The following is an 18887-nucleotide window of genomic DNA, read 5'->3' as shown; positions in this document are numbered from 1 at the left end:
CCTGGGGCATGCGGAGCACAACAGCGGCAAACGGGGTGGAGGCGCTGGACGAGCTCACCGGGGCTCTGAACGCGGGAGAACCCTACCGACTCGCCCTCATCGACAGCTCGCTGCCGGGTATGGAGAAAGGGGAACTGGCCCTGGCCATCGGGAGCGACCCGAATCTGGCGAAACTCGGCATGGTTCTGCTCACTTCGCTGGGAAGCACCAGGCACAACTGGGACGACACGGCGGAGCTCTTCGACGCATCGCTGACCAAACCGGTGCGGCAGCGGGAGCTGCAGCAGGTCCTCCTCCGGCTGCTCTCCGGGGAAAAGGACAGGGGCATTCCCCGGGAGGAAGACACCAGACTGGAAGAGGCCCTCGCCGGGCGGCGGGGCCGCATCCTGGTGGCGGAGGACAACAGCACCAATCAGAAGGTGCTTCTCCACATCCTGGAAAGCCTGGGACAGAGCGGCGTCGCCGCGGCGAGCGGCAAGGAGGTCCTCCAGGAGCTGCAGTCCAGCCCCTACGACCTGGTGTTCATGGACCTCCACATGCCCGGTATGGACGGCATCGAAGCCACCAGACGGATCAGAACGCTCCCTACCGGAGTGGGCAGACGCAACGCCGCGCTGCCGATCATCGCCATGTCCGGTCATACCGGCCAGGACACGACATGCCTGCAGGCCGGGATGAACGACGTCCTCCACAAGCCTGTGGAACCGGCGGCGGTGGCGGAGACGCTGCGGCAATGGCTGCCCTCGCGGTCGGGACAGTCCGGAACGGGCTTCCCAGGGGAGCGGCCCAAGGGCCTTCCCGAAAGCGGGGACGCAACGGAACCGCCCGCCGCTGCCCCCTCTACCTGGGACCAGAAAACCTTCCTGGACCGCGTGCTCGGCAATCGAGAGGCCGCCGACGAGGTGGTACGGCTCACGCTGCAGGAGCTTCCCGGGAAGATGGAGGGACTCCGGAAGGCCCTGGAACAGGGCAACGCCCCGGAGGCGGAACAGTGGGCCCACGCAGCCCGGGGCATCGCCTCCAACATCGGCGCCGACGCCCTCTACCAGACGCTCTCGACCATCGAGACCGCCGCCGGCCGGAGAACGGTGGAGCCCGCCCGCTCGCTCCGCCGGGAGGTCGAGCGGCAGTACGAACTCCTCCTCTCCGAACTCCGCCGGGGCCTGGGAGAGAGGGACTGACCAGGCCGGGGAGCGGCAGAGACCGCCCCCCGTACCGGGGCTATCCGCCGGAGAGGAACCTCCAGGCCACGCCGGCCAGAAGCGCCACCCCGCCGGACAGGACATCGTCGTCCACCTTGAACCTCGGGTGGTGGTGGGGCACATCGGTCTGTCTGTCGGCATTCCCCGTGCCGAGGAAGAAGAAGGCCCCGGGGATCTCGCGGAGATAGAAGCTGAAGTCCTCGGCCCCCATGACGGGGTCGATCTCGTTCACGTTTCCCTCCCCCAGGATCTCCGCCGCCACGCCGCTTGCCATCCCGGCGAATCCAGGGTCGTTGATCGTGCTGGGGAGACCGTAGTTGTACCGGAAGTCCATCTCGCAGCGGTGTCCCGTACAGGTGCTCGCGATGATCTCCTCGATACGCCTGGGCAGGTAGCTCCGGATCTCGGCATCGAAGGTCCGCACCGTACCGTTCATGAAGACCGACTCGGGGATCACGTTGAAGGCCTTCCCCGCCGTAATCTGGCCTGTGGAGACCACCGCCGCCCTCAAAGGGTTGACCTCCCGGCTCACGATGGTGTGCAGCGAGGTCACCGCCTGACAGGCCGCCACCGTGGGATCCACGGCGAGATGGGGCATGGCCCCGTGGCCGCCCTTCCCCGTGATGGTCACAAAGAAGGAATCCGCCGACGCCATCATGGGGCCCAGGGTGTAGCCCAGCTGCCCGCTCTCCACAGGCGACCAGATGTGGAGGCCGAAGATGGCGTCCACCCCCTCCAGCACACCCTCCCGGACCATGTGGTCGGCGCCGCTCCGGGTGGGATACTCCTCGGAGGGCTGGAAGATCAGCCGGATCCTGCCGGGGATGTCGTCTTTCATCGCCGCCAGCAGCTTCGCCGCCCCCAGCAGCATGGCGATGTGGGCATCGTGGCCGCAGGCGTGCATCACGCCGTCGTTCTGCGAGGCATAGTCCACCTCCGCCTCCTCCCGGATGGGCAGCGCGTCGATATCGGCCCGCAGCGCGATGCGTCTCCCCGGTTTGTCGGCGTTCAGCTCGGCGGTCACCCCCGTCTCGCCGCCGTAGCCGGTCCTGATCTCCTCGTAGCCCATCTCCTCCAGCAGGGAGGCAATGGTTCTGGTGGTCTCCACCTCTTCCCAGGAGAGCTCCGGATGGGCATGGAAGCGATGCCGCCACGCCACCACCTGATCCTGCAGCCGCCGAGCCTGCTCCGTTATCCTGTCGATCACCGTGCAACCTCCTTCGCCCCATCCCGGGGGCCGGAATTTTGACATTCCACTGGCACACAACACCGCTTCGCCGACCGGCAGGGACCGCTCCCGAAGACCATGCGCTCTCCAGACGGTTCCCCTTGCGGGTCCATCATCGTTCCTCCCGAGAGAAGGCCAGGCAGTTCCGGCCTTTATCCTTTGCCTTGTAGAGGGCGTCGTCCACGCGCTGCAGCAGCGTGTCTCCATCGTCCGATCCGGTTCCCATGGCGGCGCCGATACTCACGGTAACCCCGATGGTACTCTCCCCGTCGGTGTAGGGGGTCTGCGCCACGGTGCCGCGGATCCGCTCGCCCAACTCCAGAACCTCCCCGGCGGTCCGGTTTCCCGCGAGGATGATGAACTCCTCGCCGCCCCAGCGGGCGAAGGCGTCGCCGGGGCCGATCTGCCCTTCTATCAGCGCGGCCACGTGCTGCAGGACGGCATCGCCCGTCAGATGGCCGTAGGTATCGTTGACGGACTTGAAGTGGTCGAGATCGGCCAGCAACATGGCAGAGGAGGCGTCCACACCACCGAGGCGACGCAGGTTCTGGTCGAAAGCATAGCGGTTGTTGACCCCCGTTAACGGATCTACGGTTGCGGCGTGGACCAGATGGCGCTCGTAGGAAGCGATCACCACAAAGATCAGCAGCGTCACCACCAGCGAGATCAGCACGCCGATCACGATATTGAGCAGCAGGGCCCGCCGGATCTGCCGCGCCGCCTTGGCCTCGTTCTGTTCGACAAAGAGAAACCACTGGAACTCCGGGAGGTAACGTCCTTCAAGGTGCATCACCTCGCCGTCGCGGTTGTAGGTAAAGGTGATCGACTGCCGTTCGCCGCCGGCGGATCGGGAGAGCACGTCCCTCGCCCTGCCGTCGAGACCGGGATGGCCGAGAAAGGTATCGCTGCGGGTCCGGATGGAATCGCCGTGGATGGTCAGGTTGCCCTCTGAATCCGCGCAGTAGATCCGCCGTCCGAAGCGCTCCTCGTAGCTGTCGATGAGTTCTCGGAGGCGCCCTACGGCAAGCCCCACACCCGCAGCGCCGATAAAGTCCCCGTCGTAGTCCTTCACCTTGTGGTTGATGAAGATGGTCAGGGCATCTTCATTGGCCATGTCGTAGTCCACATTGACCTCGTAGGGCTCATGGGCTGCCTTGAGCCTGTAGAACCACTCGTCCCGCCAGGAGTCGGGCCGCACCGTTTTGAGCACCCCTTCGGCCTGGTAGTAGGTGCGGGTGATGTCGGAGATAAAGAAGCTGGTGACCGTATCGTGCTGCTCCTTGATCTCCCGCAGATACCTGACGATCTTCCCGGTGTTCTTCTCGCCGGCGAGCACCCAGTCGCGGAGGAAGGTGTCGTGGGCCATGGTGGAAGAGATATAGACGGTGCGCAACAGATAGGTATGGATCTCCGAATAGATATTGTCGGTGGTGAGCGGAAGCTCCTGCTCGATGATCTCCTTACGGAGGGTGTGGAGCGCCATACCGTAGCTGACGATACTGGTGACGGCAAAGCCGACAAAGAGCAGGACAACAACGGCGATGAGGTGCTTGCTGCTGTGGAATCGGTGCATCCCGCCACCCCCAAGAGCGCCGTCCTTCAGGACAACGACGCAGGCTCCATACTAGTTGGTGCACAGGCAGAACGTCAAGAAGCAAAGCGTTACCGCCTTTGGTGTGCAGTATATCCTGCAATGAAAATCCGGGGACTCTGTGCCTGTCCAGCCTGCCGCGGCTGCGGTTCCACCCCGGGACAGATAGAGGGCGCTCTCCGCAAAGGAAGACACAGAGACGGTGCCGCTGCCGCCATTAGAAGGCCAGCAGCTTGGTGAAGGTCACCATACAGACAATGGCCACCGGATAGGTTGCGCCGTATCCGGCGCCGCATTCCTCGCCGCCTGTGGCGTCGATGGCGGCGCCGAGCCCCGGTGTGCTGGTCATGGCGCCGCAGATCGCCCCGGCCAGCAAGACCCAGTTGATCTTGAAGAGATACCGCCCCACCACAAACCCCGCCAGTTCGGCGACCACGGCTGTGACAAGGCCGATCAGCATGATGGTCAGACCGTTTTCGCTGAGCGCCTCCAGGACCTTCGGCCCGGCCATGAGCCCCACCACCGCCAGGAAATAGGCCAGAGAGAGGGAGCGGAAGGCCGAAAGTGTACGGGCCTCCATCCGCATGGGCAATGGGCCAAGCCGACCGAGGGCTCCGAAGGCAAGCGCCACGATCAACGCTCCGCCGGTCGTCCCCAGCGAGAGCTTCCCCAGCCCCGGCAGCTCCACAGAAAGCTTCCCGAAGGCCACGCCACAGACAATACAGACCACAAAGGAGAGCAGGGCAAAGGGTACGGACTCCCGTTTCCCGCCCCCTTGGTCGGCGCCGAAGGTCCGCCGGAGTGCGGCCTTCTCCCGCTGCAGATCGATACGGAACAGCGCAGGGGCCAGCTGCACGAAGAGCACCACCGCAACCACACCGAAGGGATAGGCGATGGTGTAACCGATGGTGACAAGGGGGTTGACGCCGGTGAGCTCCAGCGCAGCACCCAGGCCGGGTGAACTGGTGAGCGCCCCGGTGTAGGCCCCCGCCACCAGCATGGGATCCATCCGGCCGGCAAGCAGCGGGCAATGGCCGAGCGCAAAGGCGGTCACAGCCCCGACAGCGGTCACCACAATGCCCAGGACAATAAAGCGTATCCCGTACTGCCGGACCACCGTCACAATCTCCTCAGAGGCCAGCAGCCCCACGGCAACCACGAATATGACAAGATTCCACGTAAAAAACGTGTATGAAACAGAGTAGCCGAGGAGCCCCAGCACCAGTCCGGCGAACAGTGTTCCCGATGTACCGAGCCCGATCCCCTTGATCTTGATGTTGCCAAACAGAAGTCCGGCCGCAACAGCCAGACTCATGATAAAGATGTCACTGTCGAACAATCCGGCAAGCCCCTCCATATCGCTCCCTCCCTGCATCCCGGTTATGCAGGCATTATAGGCGAGGGCCCCTGTGCCTTCAACTCACTGCGGCGTCGGCTGTCGGCAGGGGATATCCCGGATTGCGAAAGCAGGTACAATAGTGCCCGGTGCGCCCCGCAGCCCCAGTGCTGTCGGTTGTCACCGGAAGGGAGTGATCCTATGACGGAACTACTCATCACCGGCGGGCGGGTCTGGAACGGAGAGCATCTCCTCTCCGGAACCCCCTCCATCCGGATCGCCGGGGCGTCGATCACGGAGATCGGCGAAGGACTGACGCCGAAGGAAAACGAACGGGTGATCCCCCTGCACGGCCAGACGGTGGTCCCCGGACTCTGCGACACCCACGCCCACCTCACCACCTACGCCAGGCAGAAGCGCTCCCTGGACCTCTCCAAAGCACCCTCCAGGGAGGCGCTGCTCCACGCCATCGCCGTCCACGCCTCGGGGCTCTCCCCCGACGAGTGGATCTTCGGCACCGGTTTCAACGAGAGCGCCTGGCACCAACCGGAGTGCCCCACCCGGGGCGATCTGGATTCGCTGGAGCTTCCCAATCCCATCCATCTCCTGCGGACCTGCGGCCACGTCCATGTGGCCGACACCAATGCCCTCGGCCGCTGCGGCGGTGCCATGGCGCCCAACCCCGAGGGGATCTTCAACGAGGACGAGGCGGCCCCGCTGGTGGAGACCATGGAGCGGGAGATCACCACACCGCAGGAGATGGAACACCTCCTGCAGGAGGCCTGCCGGGACTTCGCCGCCCTGGGGGTGACCGCCATCCACGGCTGCAGCGCCGCCTCCTACGGCCTCGGCGAGGACTACCGCGCCCTCTGCGCGCTGCGGGACCGCGGCGAGCTTCCGCTGCGGGTGCGTATGTTCGACGAAGCGTTGCCGGACAGCGACCGGAAGCACTGTTTCGACGGCGATATGCTGACCTGGGGCGGCTTCAAGCTCTTCCTGGACGGGGCGCTGGGTCCGCGCACGGCGGCGCTCTCCGCCCCCTACGCCGACGCCCCCGATACCAGCGGCATCCTGAATCATCCCACCCACCGGGTGGTCCGGCGGCTGCAGGAGGCCCTGGACAGCGGCCACCAGTGTCTGGTGCACGCCATCGGCGACAGGGCCATCGACCAGTTTCTGGAGGTCCTCCCCCAACTCCGCCTTCCCAGGGACACACCCGGCGGCTATCCGCTGCGGCTGAACCACCTGCAGCTCTGCCGCCCCGACCAGGCCGAGGCGCTGGCGGCCTGGCGCGACCACGTGGTCTGCGACATCCAGCCGGGGATGATCCCCACAGACCTGGCGATCCTCGGGGAACGCCTGGGGCCCCGGCGGAGCGGCTCCGGCTATCTCCTCAAGAGCCTCCTCGACAGGGGGATGCTGGTCTGCGGCTCCAGCGACGCGGGCTGCGAGGTCATGGATCAGTGGCGGAGCATCTGGGCCGCCGTCTACCGGACCGACGACCGCGGCCGACCCCGGGGCGGCTGGAAACCCCGGGAACGGAGCACCCTCGACGAGGCGCTGGCGCTCTTCACCAGCGCGCCGGCGCGCTCCACCGGCCGCGGGGACCGCTTCGGCCGCATCGCCGGGGGCTGCCGGGCGGACCTGGCCGTCCTGGACCGGGACATCTTCTCCTGCTCCGCCGGCGCCCTGCGGGAGACCAGCGCCTCCCTCACCCTCCTGAACGGGGAGATCACCTGGGAGGAGCCCCTGGACCTGCAGGAGGGCTGAAAACAACGAAGGTGCGGGCCCTCTCCCGGGAGAGGGCCGTCCCTGCCTGCACCGCGTGGCTGCTGCGTGCCCTCTGTTCCCATGGGACCTCGATGGTCGCCTTGTCTGTGCAATCGTGGACTGGTTACTCCTTTGGGAAGCTGGGATAGCATTTGACGTTTACTGGGGCTCAGGAATCCCCTGCGCTGGATGGGCGGCCACCGTCAGGATGCCTCCGGTATCCTCATCAGCACGACGCTCCGCCCGACGATCTCACAGCGGAGGCCGTCCCGCCGGGCCAGGTAGCGGAAGGTCTCGCTGTCGAAAAAGCTGACGTGGGTGAGGTCCCGCTTGTACCCCCATGCCCGGAAGGCCATGTCCTCCGGAACCATCTGGGTCATCACCGCCAGCAGACCGCCCGGTCTCACCAGCCCGCAGAGCAGCCGCCACTCCCTGTCGGGCCGGTGGAAGTGCTCCACGGCCTCCGAGCAGGTCACGAAGTCGTACTGCCGCTCCAGAACGGAGCGGTCCGGGGCGTAGAAGGGGTCGTAGAGGGACATGCGGTGCCCCGCCTCCTCCAGCATGACCGAGAGCGTCGGCCCCGGGCCGGAACCGAAATCCAAGCCTTCCTGCGGCGGATCGCCCAGGCGTTCCAGCAGCGGCGCGGCGAGCCGGTTCAGGAAACGGCGGTAGCCCTGGTCCCCCGGATCGTTCTCGTGCAGGTCGTAGACCCGCTTCTCCGCCTCACGGGACGGTCTGGATGCGGGGTCGGCAAAGACCAGCCGGCAGCGGGCACAGCGGTAGAACCGGCGTTTTCGGTCTTCACAGAGCACCGCTACCCCGCAGGAACCGCAGAGGGGACAACCCGGGGAAGCCGGATCCGCGGAGGGGGAAGAGGATCCTTCCCCCGACCCGGGAGGGTGGGCACCCTGCTCACGAGGGCAAGGGGACACTCTTTTTCCCTCCGCCTTTCAGCGCACGGATCACCACGAAGGCGCCGGAGCCCGATCCGTCGATGATGATCTCCGGCGGGGTGTCGCCGGGAAGCAGGGTCTGGATCACCCGGTCAAGAGAAAAACCGGCCTCCCTGAGATGACGCTGCACCTCGATAGAGGAAAAGAAGGTGGCCTCCCGGTAGAAGGCGCTCTCGTCCTTGTGTTTCTCGTACTGCCGGCCCAGGTCGCTCTCCCGGTCCACAAAACCGACGACGAGAGCCCCGCCGGGACGGAGGACGCGGTAGGCCTCGCCGAAGGCCCCGTCGATGTCGTCGACAAAGCAGATGGTGGTCACCATCAGGGCAAACCCGAGGCAGTCGTCTTCGAAGGGAAGGGACTCGGCGACACCGGATTCCACCTCGATCCCCTCTTCCCGGGCTTTGGCGGCCATGGCCGTCGAGGGTTCCACGCCCTTCGCGATCCCCAGCGGGGCGGCGAACTTGCCGGACCCCACACCGATCTCGATTCCTTCGCTCCGTTCCTCCGGGAGCAGCCGCCGCACCGCCTCCAGCTCCGCCCTGTAGAGATCGGCGTGTTCCTCGAACCAGCGGTCGTAGGCGTCGCTGTGCCGCTCGAAGGGGTCAATCCTGGGCATCCTCGTTCCCTCCTTTTTTCGCTCCGGGAAGCTCTCATCCGGCCGCGGCCCGGTGTCTGCACCTGAAGGCGGGAACAGCCGCGACCGCCGCAGCTGACTGAAAGCAGAATAACTCCTTTCCAGTATAACAAATAATCCCCCGGCGGATTGCCCGCCGGGGGAGGCGATCGTTCCGGACTGCAACCGCTACCGCGGAGACCGCTCCAGGGTGCGCACCGGCTTTCCTGCGGCATCGCGGATCTCGATATGGAGCGGCATCCGGCCCATGGCGTGGGTGGAGCAGGAGAGGCAGGGATCGTGGGCCCGTATGGCCGCCTCCACCCGGTTGAGCATCCCCTCGGTGGGTTCGCCGTCCTTGATGAAGGCCTTGGCCACGGCGTCCACCGAGCGGTTCATGGCGTCGTTGTTGTGCCCCGTGGCGACGATGAGATTGGCCCTGAGGAGGGTGCCCTTCCCGTCGGTCCAGTAGTGGTGGAAGAGCGTTCCCCGGGGGGCCTCCAGGCAGCCCACCCCCTCGCCGGTCAGCCCCCTCCAGACGGTCCGGATCTCCCGGGAGAGGATATCGGGGTCGTCCAGGAGCTGGCGGACCCGCTCCAGGCCGTAGAGGATCTCGATCACCCGGGCGTAGTGGTAGTAGAGGGTCTGGCTGACCGGAGCCCCAGCACCGATGGCCTTGAAGACCTTGAGCTTCTCCGAGGCCATGGGGGTGCCGATGTCGTCGGCCGCGTTCAGGCGGCCCAGCGGGCCGACCCGGTAGGTGCCCTCGGGCCAGCCGAAATCCCTGTAGTAGGGGAACTTGAGGTACGACCAGTCCTCCACATGCTCGGCGATATAGTCCAGATACGCCGAAGGCGGGAACTCCGAGACCACACTGCCTTCGGCGTCGCAGAAACGGACCGTGCCGTCGTAGAGCTCCAGATTTCCTCCCTTGACCAGGCCCATGTAGCCGGTGGAGAGGTCGGCGAAGCCGTCCACCAGCTCCCGGTTGGCCTCGGCCCAGTTCTCCACGATCTCCAGACCTTCCCTGGCGATGGCCGTCATCTCCTCCAGACCGCCGAGGATCTCCTCCCTCTCTTTGGCGGTGAGGGCCTTGTTGACGCCACCCGGGACGGCGAAGTGGGGATGGACCTTCTTCTCCCCCAGGGTGGCGATGATCTCCTGGCCGTACTTGCGGAGCCCTACGGCCTTCCTGGCCAGCTCGGCGTCCTTGCCGGCCAGACCGATGACGTTTCTGATCCTGGGGTCGGCGTCGAAGCCGAGCAGCAGATCCGGGCTGGCCAGATGGAAGAAGTGCAGCGCGTGGGACTGGATCACCTGACCCATGTGCATGAGCTCCCGCAGCAGCGCCGCCGGCCGCGGCGGGGTCACCCCGGCCACGGCGTCGCAGGCCTTGGCGGCGGCGAGGTGGTGGGAGACGGGGCAGATCCCGCAGATCCGTGGCGTGATCCCGATCATCTCGAAGAAGGGCCGGCCTTCGCAGAATTTCTCGAAGCCCCGGTACTGGTCCACGTGGAACCGGGTGTGGTCCACGCCGCCCTCCTCGTTCAGGTGCACCGTGATCCTGGCATGCCCCTCTATCCTGGTGACAGGCGCAATCGTGACTTTAGTACCCATAGCATCGCTCCCTCTCCGGACTAGTCATAGTGCAGCAACTCGTCGGGCAGGACGGGGATGCGCCCCTCCACCAGCTCGGAGAGCACGAAGTGGATCGCATCCGCCGAGGGAGGACAGCCCGGCAGGTAGACATCCACGTCCACCACCTGGTTGACGGGATAGGCCCTGTCGGTGAGCGCCCCCAGTTCCTCCGAGTCGGGCACCCGGCTTCCCGGGTCGGTACTCTCGGTCTCCATGTAGCCTCTGGCGAGCACGGCGTCCCGGGCGAAGAGGTTCCGCAGCACGCAGACCCCGCCGAAGACGGCGCAGTCGCCGAGGGCCACCAGGATGCGCGACCGCTCCCGCATGGTCCGGGCGACCTCCTCCTGGTGGCTGTTGCCGATGGCCCCGCTCAGAATCCCCACGTCCACCCCCGCCTCGGGAGGCACCTTGAGGTCGGTGATGGGGCTCGACGTGAACTCCACCGCCTTCAGGAGATCGAAGAGCCGCTCGTCGACATCCAGCAGCGACATGTGGCACCCGGCGCAGGATTCCAGCCAGTCCGTCGCGATGGTCACCTTCTGCATAGCTTCACCCTCCCTATCCGGGCGAGCACGTCTTCGTCGGGCTCGGTATCCCCCACAGGGGGAACGGCGGCCGCAAGACTTGCGGTGCGCCCTTCGGTGTTGACGTAGGTTCCGGTGCGTTCGCTCCAGGCAGGCGACGGCAGCACCACATCGGCACGCTCGGTGAGGCTGTTTGCCGTGCTGGACTGCACCACCAGGAAGCTGGCGTCGGCGACAGCCTCGAGAAGGTCGGGAGTGGGGTCTTCATCGCAGAGCAGCACATAGACGGGGCCGAAAAGGGGCCTGCACCGCCATGGGGCGATCCCCTCGCTCTCGATGCCTCGGCTGTTGGCCCCCCTGGCGAGACCGATCCGTTTGACCTTCTCGCCCACCTCGTCGACGGTACGGAGCAGGCCCTCCGGTGCGCCGGGACCGTAGAGCACCGCAGGGCGGTCCGACGTCTCCAGGCGTTCCCGCATTCCCGCAAGATCCGTCGGTTCCAGTCGGGCGGTGGCGCGGAGGTCCACCCACTGCCCGGCGCTCCCCAGGACGACCACCTGGGCGCCCCGGTTGGCGGCCCGTTTCACCGGCGACGAGACGGCCCGGCAGTCCTCTTCCAGATCGATGCCGGCCACCACCACGCAGTCGGCGCTGTCCAGCTCGTCCAGCGCGGCGTCGCCGACCTCGGTACCGGAGCCCTCCAGCAGGAAACCGCGTTCACCGAAGAGCTCCCCGAAAGCCCGTGCGGTCTCCAGGGTCGCCCGGGCGGAGAGCAGTCCCGTGCAGACCTCAAGCCCGCCCGCCTGAGGAAGGGCGTCGGCCATGCAGGCCTCGGTCTCCTCCCAGTCCGCGGCCCGGAGTTCGCCGTCCCGCTTCACCAGCGGCGTCGTGATCCGCGGCCGGCTGTCGTAGTAGGGTTCGAAACGTCCGGCCACGCAGAGCACGCCTCCCGTCGGCCCGGCATCCCAGATCCCCTCGGTCCTGACGGGGATGCCGTCCCTGGAAGAGACCTCGACGGCACAGCCCACGCTGCAGAGAGGGCAGGTGGTCTGCACCCTGTCCAGCTCCTCCCGCCGTCCCACATAGGCGCTGATCTTGTCCACCAGCGCGCCGGTGGGACAGACCTGCAGACAGGTCCCGCAGGCCACGCAGGTGGACTGGTCGAAGGGATAGTCCACATCGGCGCAGACCAGGGTGGCGGGCCCGCGGTCGCGCACCCCCAGCACGGCGTGGCCCGCCTTCTCCTCGCAGGCCCGGACACAGCGCCGGCAGAGGATGCAGCGGTTCTGGTCGAAGAAGAAGTGCTCCCTGCTGGTGTCCACCTCGTAGCCGGGCCACGCGAAGCCGTAGCGCACGTGGTCCATGCCGTAGCGGTAGGCCAGGCTCTGGAGCTCGCAGTCGCCGCTCATCTCGCAGAACATGCAGAGGTGGTTGCGTTCGGCGAAGAGCAGCTCCAGATTGGAGCGGCGGAGCCTGGCGAGCTCCTCGCTCTCGGTGGCCACCTCCATCCCGTCGGCCGCCGCGGTGGTGCAGGCGGGGAGATACCCCCGGGCCCCCGTCACCTCCACGAGGCACATTCTGCATGCGCCCCGCTCGGAGAGCCCGGGGAAATGGCACAGCGTGGGGACATCGATGCCGTTCTTCTCGCAGACCTCCAGAATGGTGTCGCCCGCCGTGCCCGTCACCACCTCACCGTTGATGGTCAGTGTAATCGTCGTTCCCATATGCGGACACTCCCTCTACTCGTACTCTTCCAGGTCGCAGCGCAGACAACGCCGGGCCTCGCACGCCGCGGTCTCCTCGCTGGGGTACCCCAGCTCCACCTCGCGGAAGTCGTGGACCCGGGTCTCCGGCGCCAGCACCGATCCCCTCACCCGCGGCCGTTCGGCGTCCTCCTCGCTCATGTCGAAACGCCTGGGCTCCGGTCGAGGGAGGAAGTGCGCCGGTTCGGGCAGCGGCATGCCCCGCAGATAGCGGTGGATCGCCCGGGCGGCCCTGTTGGCATGGCCGACGGCCTCCACCACGCTGGCCGGTCCCAGGACACAGTCGCCGATGGAGAAGACCCCTTCACGGGAGGTCTGGAAGGAACGGGGCTCCACATCCACCGTTCCGTCCCGTTTCACCCGGACCCCTTCTTCGCTCAGACCCGGCTGCTCCACATGCTGTCCGATGGCCATCACCACCAGATCCACCTGGAGATGGAAGTCCTCGCCCGCGGCGGCAAAGGGACGCTTCCGGGCGGAATCGTCGAACTGGGGACAGCCGCTCTCGTCGTGCAGACAGTACCGCCGGCAGTGCACCCGGTGGACATGGCCGTTCCGGCCCTCGATGGAGACCGGCGCCGTCAGGTAGTGGAAACGCACCCGCTCCTCCTCGGCGGTGAGCTTCCGCCGCCGCCAGCGCCGGGTCAGGGCGTGGAAATGGATGCCCTCGTCCTCGGTGGCCGTGACCTCTTCCTCGATGGCGGGCATGTCGCTCCGCTCCCGCCGGTAGAGGAGGTGCACCTCCAGGGCGCCGAGCCGCAGCAGCGAGCGGGCGGCGTCCATGGCCACATTGCCGCCGCCGACCACGGCGATGCGCTTGCCCCTGACGAAGGAGACATCCTCGCCGCTGTTGAGCATGGAGAGGTACTCCATCCCCATCATGACCCCCTTCAGCTCCTCGCCGGGGATGCCCATACAGCGGCAGCCCTGGGCGCCGAAGGCCAGCAGCACGGCGTTGTGGCGGTCCTGCAGCTCCTCCAGCAGCACGTCGCGGCCCATCTTGATGCCGGTGCAGACCTTCACCGTGCCGATGCGGAGGATCGACTGGATCTCGTTGTCCAGCACATCCCGGGGCAGCCGATAGGTGGGGATCCCCCACCGCATCATGCCGCCCAGCTCCTCCCTGCCCTCGTAGATCGTGGTGGCATAGCCCATCTGACCGAGCCGCAGCGCCGCCGTGAGCCCCCCGGGGCCGCCGCCCACGATGGCGATGCTCTCCTCCTTGCGCGGTTCCAGCGGCCGGGGACGCCATCTGCCGCTCTCATGGTCGGCCATGTAGCGTTTGAGATCCCGGATGGCCACCGGTTCGTCCAGCTCGCCCCGGCGGCACTTGTCCTCGCAGAAGGCGGGGCAGACCCGGCCGCAGACGGAGACAAAGGGGTTGGACTCCCGGTGCACCCGCAGGGCCTCCTGGAGGTTCCCCTCGGCGATGTTGGCCACATAGATCGGCACCTGCACCTCGGCGGGGCAGCCGCTCTGACAGGGCGACGGCGCCAGGGCCTTGCAGGCCCCCGCCGGACAGCGCCTGTCGAGGATGTGGGCCTCGTACTCCTCCCGGAAGAAGCGCAGGGTGGCCACCACCGGATTCGGCGTCCCCTGGCCCAGGGCGCAGAGCGACCCCTTCTGCATGGTGTGGGCGAGGTCCTCCAGCATGTCCAGATCCTCCATGCGTCCCTCGCCCCGGGTGATCCGCTCGAGGATCTCCAGCATCTTCTGGCCGCCCACCCGGCAGGGGGGACACTGACCGCAGGACTCGGCCAGGGCGAACTGGAGGAAGAACTTGGCCAGCTCCACCATGCAGGTCACCTCGTCGACGACGATCATGCCGCCGGAGCCCATCAGCGCCCCGGCCTCCATGAGGGAATCGAAATCCACCGGCAGGTTCAGCGATTCGGCGGCCAGACATCCGCCCAGAGGGCCGCCGGTCTGGACGGCCTTGAACTTCCTGTCCTTGGCGATACCGTTGCCGATCTCGAAGATGATCTCCCCCAGGGTGGTCCCCATGGGGATCTCCAGCAGTCCGGTGTTGTTCACCTTGCCGGTGAGGGCGAAGACCGCCGTGCCTTTGCTGTTTTCCGTTCCCATATCGGCGAACCACCCCGCGCCTTTGCTCAGGATCTGCGGCACGGCGGCGTAGCTCTTCACGTTGTTGATGTTGGTGGGCTGTCCCCACAGCCCTTTCTGCGCGGGGAAGGGCGGCCGCGGACGGGGTTCGCCGCGCCGACCCTCGATGGAGGCCATCAGGGCCGTCTCCTCGCCGCAGACAAAGGCGCCGGCGCCCTCCTTGATCTCGATATCGAAGGCAAAGCCCGAGCCGAGGATGTCGCTCCCCAGCAGGCCGTACTCCCGGGCCTGGTCGATGGCGATCTGCAGCCGTTTGATGGCCAGGGGATACTCGGCCCGGCAGTAGACAAAGCCCCTCCCGGCGCCGATGGCGTATCCGGCGATGCACATCCCCTCCAGCAGCGAGTGGGGATCGCCCTCGATGAGACTCCGGTCCATGAAGGCCCCCGGGTCGCCCTCGTCGGCGTTGCAGACCACGTACTTCGGGCGGCCTTCGGCCCTGCGGGTGAACTCCCACTTCTTGCTGGTGGGGAATCCGCCGCCGCCGCGGCCCCGGAGACCGGACTCCTTCACCTCCCCGATCACCTCGTCGGGGCTCATCCCCTGCAGCGCCCGGGCCAGACCCCGGTAGCCGTCGCGGGCGAAGTACTCCTCGATCCGCTCGGGGTTGATGAGCCCGCAGTTCCGCAGGATCACCCGCTGCTGTCTGCCGTAGAAGGGGATCCTGTGGTAGTGGGGGATCGGCATGCCGGTGCGGGGCTCCCTGTAGAGCAGGCGCTCCACCAGGTTGCCGCCCACCAGCGTCTCCTCGACGATCTCGGGGACATCCTCGGGTTCCACCTGACAGTAGAGGATATCCTCCGGGTAGATCACCACGATGGGACCGATGGAACAGAGGCCGTGGCAGCCGGTGAACGACACCAGCACCTCGTCTTCCAGCCCCCACCGGCGGACCTGCTCCCGGAAACGCTCCAGCATGTCCGAGGAGCCGCCGGCGGTACAGCTTGTGCCTCTGCAACAGAGGACGTGTGAACGGTACTGTGGTTCAGGCATGGGCATACCCTCCTGATCCTTCTATGTTCGCTGCGGTTACAGCTCTGACCCGGCGCGCTCGCACTGGTGGTGCACCAGAAGATGCTCCCGGAGGATCTCCCCCTCCGCAAAGTGCGTGCGCACCAGCCGCGGCACCAATTCAGGGGTGACCTCTCCGTAGAGCACCACCCCGTCCCTGGGCGACCGGATCTCCACCACCGTTCCGGGAGCGGAGAGCTCGCAGCGGCCCTTCATCCCCACCCGGGCGTCGATCCCCAGTGCGCGCACCTCTTCCAGGAGCGCCCTGGCCACCTGGTGGTCGTGGGAGATGCTCTCGTTGTGGCCCGCGCAGACGGAGACCATGATCTCGCTCTCCTCCCGGACCGCCACCTCGTTTCTCGCCTTGTCACAGAGGCGCTGCAGCTCCTCGGGGTTGGTGATTCGCTTCGCAACCATAGGTTCCACCCTCCTCAGTCCAGGGACTCGAGAATCGCTTTCATCTTCTCCGGTGTCAGCCGTCCGACCACCTCGTCGTCCACCATGGCCGCCGGCGCCAGACCGCAGGAACCCAGGCAGTAGACCACCTCGTAGGTGAACCGCAGATCCTCGCTGGTCTCGCCGGGTTTGATTCCCAGGGTGTCCTCGATGGCCTTGCGGACCCGGGTGCCCCCCTTGACGTGGCAGGCCGTCCCGTCGCACTGCTGGATGATATGCCGCCCCCGCGGCGTCAGATGGAACTGGGAATAGAAGGTGGCCACCCCGAAGATCTTGCTGTAGGGCATGTTCAGCCGCTCCGCCGTGGCCGTCAGCACCTCCCTGGGCAGATACCCGTAGGCGTCCTGCAGATTCTGCAGAATCGGGATCAGCCCCTGGTGTTCCCCCAAGGCCTCCTCGATGATGCCGTCGAGGATGGTCAGATCGAATTCCCCGCTCTCCTGCTCTGCGGCAGATGTCGTCACCCGCTCTTTCCTCTCCAAGGCAATTCCCCCTTCTTGCACCCTGCCTGCTCTGCATGGCTCTTCTCTCTTGCCGCTGCGGAACCCCGCCTTATGCGAATGCCATAACCTTCACAAGAAGGGTTCCGGAAAAAGGGAATCACGACCTTGTGCCTGATTTCCCTTACTACATCAGTATCTGTGAGACACAGCCGTCTGTCAAGGAAATAATCGGAAAATACAGTCTTTCCTTTTTCCGTCGCCGGAGACATATTGCGACAAAGATGTTATTTGTTTAAGGCTCTTGCAATCATGCTATCTCTGCGCCTGTGATACAATACACCACAGTAAATTGAAAACCAGGCACCCCTACCAAAGACGCACCCCTGTGCCCTGGAGGGGACAACCTCGGAACACCTGACCCAATCCAGCCAAAGGAGAGGATGCACCATGTACAACCTTACGGCAGTCGACCCGGAAGCCGCGGCGCTTGTCGGCAGGGAGACAGTCCGCGAGAGCTCGACCATCGAGCTGATCGCCTCGGAGAACTTCGTCCCGGCCTGCATCATGGAGGCCCAGGGCTCGGTGCTGACCAACAAGTACGCCGAAGGCTACCCGGGCAAACGATACCACGGCGGCTGCGGGGTCATCGACGACATCGAAACGCTGGCCATCGAACGGGCCACATCGCTCTTCGGGGCCGACCACGCCAACGTGCAGCCCCACTCGGGCGTCAACGCCAACCTCGCCGCCTACATGGCGCTTCTGGAACCGGGGGACACCATTCTGGGGATGAACCTCCGCCACGGGGGACACCTCTCCCACGGCAGCCAGGCGAGCATCACCGGCAGGTACTACCGGGCCTTCGCCTACGGGGTGGACCCGGAGACGGAACAGCTCGACTACCCCCGGATCGAAGAGATGGCCCGGGAGCACAGGCCGCGGATGATCGTCGCCGGCGGCAGCGCCTACGCCCGGGTCATCGACTTCCACCGGCTCCGGGAGATCGCCGACCAGGTCGGCGCCTACCTGCTGGTCGACATGGCCCACATTGCAGGGCTGGTAGCCGCGGGGCTCCATCCCAGCCCCGTCCCCTGCGCCGATGTGGTCACCAGCACCACCACCAAGACGCTGCGGGGCGCCCGGGGCGGCTTCATCCTCTGCCGGAAGGAGCACGCCGCCGCGATCGACAAGGCGGTCTTCCCCGGCACCCAGGGCGGCCCGATCCTCCAGAACGTACTGGCCAAGGCGGTGACCTTCCGCATCGCCGCCACCGAGGAATTCCGGAGCTACGCGGAGCAGGTGCGGTCCAACGCACGGACCATGGCGGAGACCCTCGCAAAGGACGGCCTCCGGATCGTTTCGGGAGGAACGGACAACCATCTCCTGCTGGTGGACCTCCGGCCCCGGGGACACACCGGCGCCGCGGCCGAAACGGCCCTGGACAGCGTAGGGATCACCGTCAACAAGAACATGATCCCCTTCGACCCCGCCCCGCCAGCCGTCACCAGCGGCATCCGCATCGGCACCGCCGCGGTCACCTCCAGGGGCTTCACCGAAAGGGACATCGAGCAGGTTGCAGGGCTGATCACCAAGGTGCTGGAGGAGGAGGAAGGCTTCGATCCCACACCGTACCGGCAGGAGGTCGCCCGCATCTGCCGGAAACGGCCGCTCTATCTCGCCCCCGTGGAGGCCGGCGCAGCCCAGGTATCTTGACATCCCATGAGAAACGAGGTGGACAGGATGACAGATATTGCCACGGGCGCCGCAGCCCTGGCGCCGAAACTCTCGGAACTCCGCAGGGATATCCACCGCCATCCCGAGCTTGGTTTTGAGGAACACCGGACAGCAGGCATTGTCGCCGAAGAGCTGGAATCCGCAGGCATCGAGGTACGGCGGAACGTGGCCGGCACAGGTGTGGCGGGCATCCTCCGGGGCTTTGCCGAGGGCCCCGGCGTCGCCCTCCGGGCCGACATGGACGCTCTGCGCGTCGAGGAACAGACCGGCGCGGACTACGCCTCCGTCAACCCGGGGGTCATGCACGCCTGCGGACACGATGTCCACACCACCTGCCTCCTCGGAGCGGCGCTCCTTCTGGCGGAGCGCCGGAACGAACTGCCGGGCACCGTCACCTTCATCTTCCAGCCTTCAGAGGAATACAACGACGGCGCCAAGGCCATGGTGGCGCAGCAGGTGCTCCACAACCCGGAGGTGGAGGCCATCTTCGGTCTGCACACC

At 66.4% G+C, this 18887-nt stretch carries 15 protein-coding genes; 4 read left to right on the top strand and 11 right to left on the bottom strand.

Translation table 11 applies throughout. The features are described from left to right. The coding region (locus K9L28_07380) for a response regulator (GenBank protein MCF7936144.1) at nt 1-1181 on the top strand (1181 nt) is incomplete at its 5' end. A 40-nt stretch (nt 1182-1221) separates the two neighbouring features. On the opposite strand, the gene K9L28_07375 is transcribed toward K9L28_07380, so the two are convergent. From K9L28_07375 to K9L28_07365, 3 genes are all read right to left on the bottom strand, one after another. Then, nucleotides 1222-2454 (bottom strand): amidohydrolase, encoded by a 1233-nt coding sequence (locus K9L28_07375; GenBank protein ID MCF7936143.1) that lies wholly within the window; start codon nt 2452-2454, stop codon nt 1222-1224. 88 nt (nt 2455-2542) lie between these two features. After that, nucleotides 2543-4003: a diguanylate cyclase gene (locus K9L28_07370; GenBank protein ID MCF7936142.1), complete on the bottom strand. Its 1461-nt coding sequence runs from the start codon at nt 4001-4003 to the stop codon at nt 2543-2545. A gap of 235 nt (nt 4004-4238) precedes the next feature. Next, complete coding sequence (locus tag K9L28_07365) at nt 4239-5378, bottom strand: YidE/YbjL duplication (GenBank protein MCF7936141.1); 1140 nt, start codon at nt 5376-5378, stop codon at nt 4239-4241. 180 nt (nt 5379-5558) lie between these two features. Here K9L28_07365 and K9L28_07360 point away from each other — a divergent pair, with 180 nt between their 5' ends. Then, on the top strand, nt 5559-7127 hold the full coding sequence (locus tag K9L28_07360) for an amidohydrolase family protein (GenBank protein MCF7936140.1): 1569 nt from the start codon (nt 5559-5561) through the stop codon (nt 7125-7127). Between the two features lie 203 nt (nt 7128-7330). On the opposite strand, the gene K9L28_07355 is transcribed toward K9L28_07360, so the two are convergent. From K9L28_07355 to nuoE, 8 genes are all read right to left on the bottom strand, one after another. Continuing rightward, nucleotides 7331-7939 carry a class I SAM-dependent methyltransferase gene (locus tag K9L28_07355; GenBank protein ID MCF7936139.1) on the bottom strand — a complete coding sequence of 203 codons (609 nt, stop codon included), beginning with the start codon at nt 7937-7939 and terminating at the stop codon, nt 7331-7333. A gap of 100 nt (nt 7940-8039) precedes the next feature. After that, nucleotides 8040-8696: a class I SAM-dependent methyltransferase gene (locus K9L28_07350; protein MCF7936138.1), complete on the bottom strand. Its 657-nt coding sequence runs from the start codon at nt 8694-8696 to the stop codon at nt 8040-8042. A gap of 186 nt (nt 8697-8882) precedes the next feature. Then, complete coding sequence (locus tag K9L28_07345) at nt 8883-10310, bottom strand: Ni/Fe hydrogenase subunit alpha (protein MCF7936137.1); 1428 nt, start codon at nt 10308-10310, stop codon at nt 8883-8885. Between the two features lie 20 nt (nt 10311-10330). Further along, complete coding sequence (locus K9L28_07340) at nt 10331-10876, bottom strand: NADP oxidoreductase (GenBank protein MCF7936136.1); 546 nt, start codon at nt 10874-10876, stop codon at nt 10331-10333. Then, nucleotides 10864-12579, bottom strand: a complete 1716-nt coding sequence (locus tag K9L28_07335; GenBank protein ID MCF7936135.1) for a (2Fe-2S)-binding protein — start codon at nt 12577-12579, stop codon at nt 10864-10866. The genes K9L28_07340 and K9L28_07335 overlap by 13 nt, the downstream gene beginning before the upstream one ends. 15 nt (nt 12580-12594) lie before the next feature. Next, entirely contained in the window at nt 12595-15735 is a 3141-nt protein-coding gene (locus K9L28_07330; protein MCF7936134.1) for an FAD-dependent oxidoreductase, read from the bottom strand. Nucleotides 15736-15771: 36 nt separating this feature from the next. Beyond that, a complete protein-coding gene (locus tag K9L28_07325) occupies nt 15772-16170 on the bottom strand; it encodes a hypothetical protein (protein MCF7936133.1) in 399 nt (132 codons plus the stop codon). A 14-nt stretch (nt 16171-16184) separates the two neighbouring features. Continuing rightward, nucleotides 16185-16673, bottom strand: a complete 489-nt coding sequence (gene nuoE, locus K9L28_07320; GenBank protein ID MCF7936132.1) for an NADH-quinone oxidoreductase subunit NuoE — start codon at nt 16671-16673, stop codon at nt 16185-16187. A gap of 426 nt (nt 16674-17099) precedes the next feature. Here nuoE and K9L28_07315 point away from each other — a divergent pair, with 426 nt between their 5' ends. Both K9L28_07315 and K9L28_07310 read left to right on the top strand, forming a co-directional pair. Further along, nucleotides 17100-18365 (top strand): serine hydroxymethyltransferase, encoded by a 1266-nt coding sequence (locus K9L28_07315; protein ID MCF7936131.1) that lies wholly within the window; start codon nt 17100-17102, stop codon nt 18363-18365. Nucleotides 18366-18392: 27 nt separating this feature from the next. Further along, the coding region (locus K9L28_07310) for an amidohydrolase (GenBank protein ID MCF7936130.1) at nt 18393-18887 on the top strand (495 nt) is incomplete at its 3' end.

This window comes from Synergistales bacterium, assembly GCA_021736445.1.
GTDB lineage: Bacteria > Synergistota > Synergistia > Synergistales > Aminiphilaceae > JAIPGA01.
The sequence above is the reverse complement of the archived record's forward strand: the minus strand, read 5'-3'. Positions and strand labels throughout refer to the sequence as shown.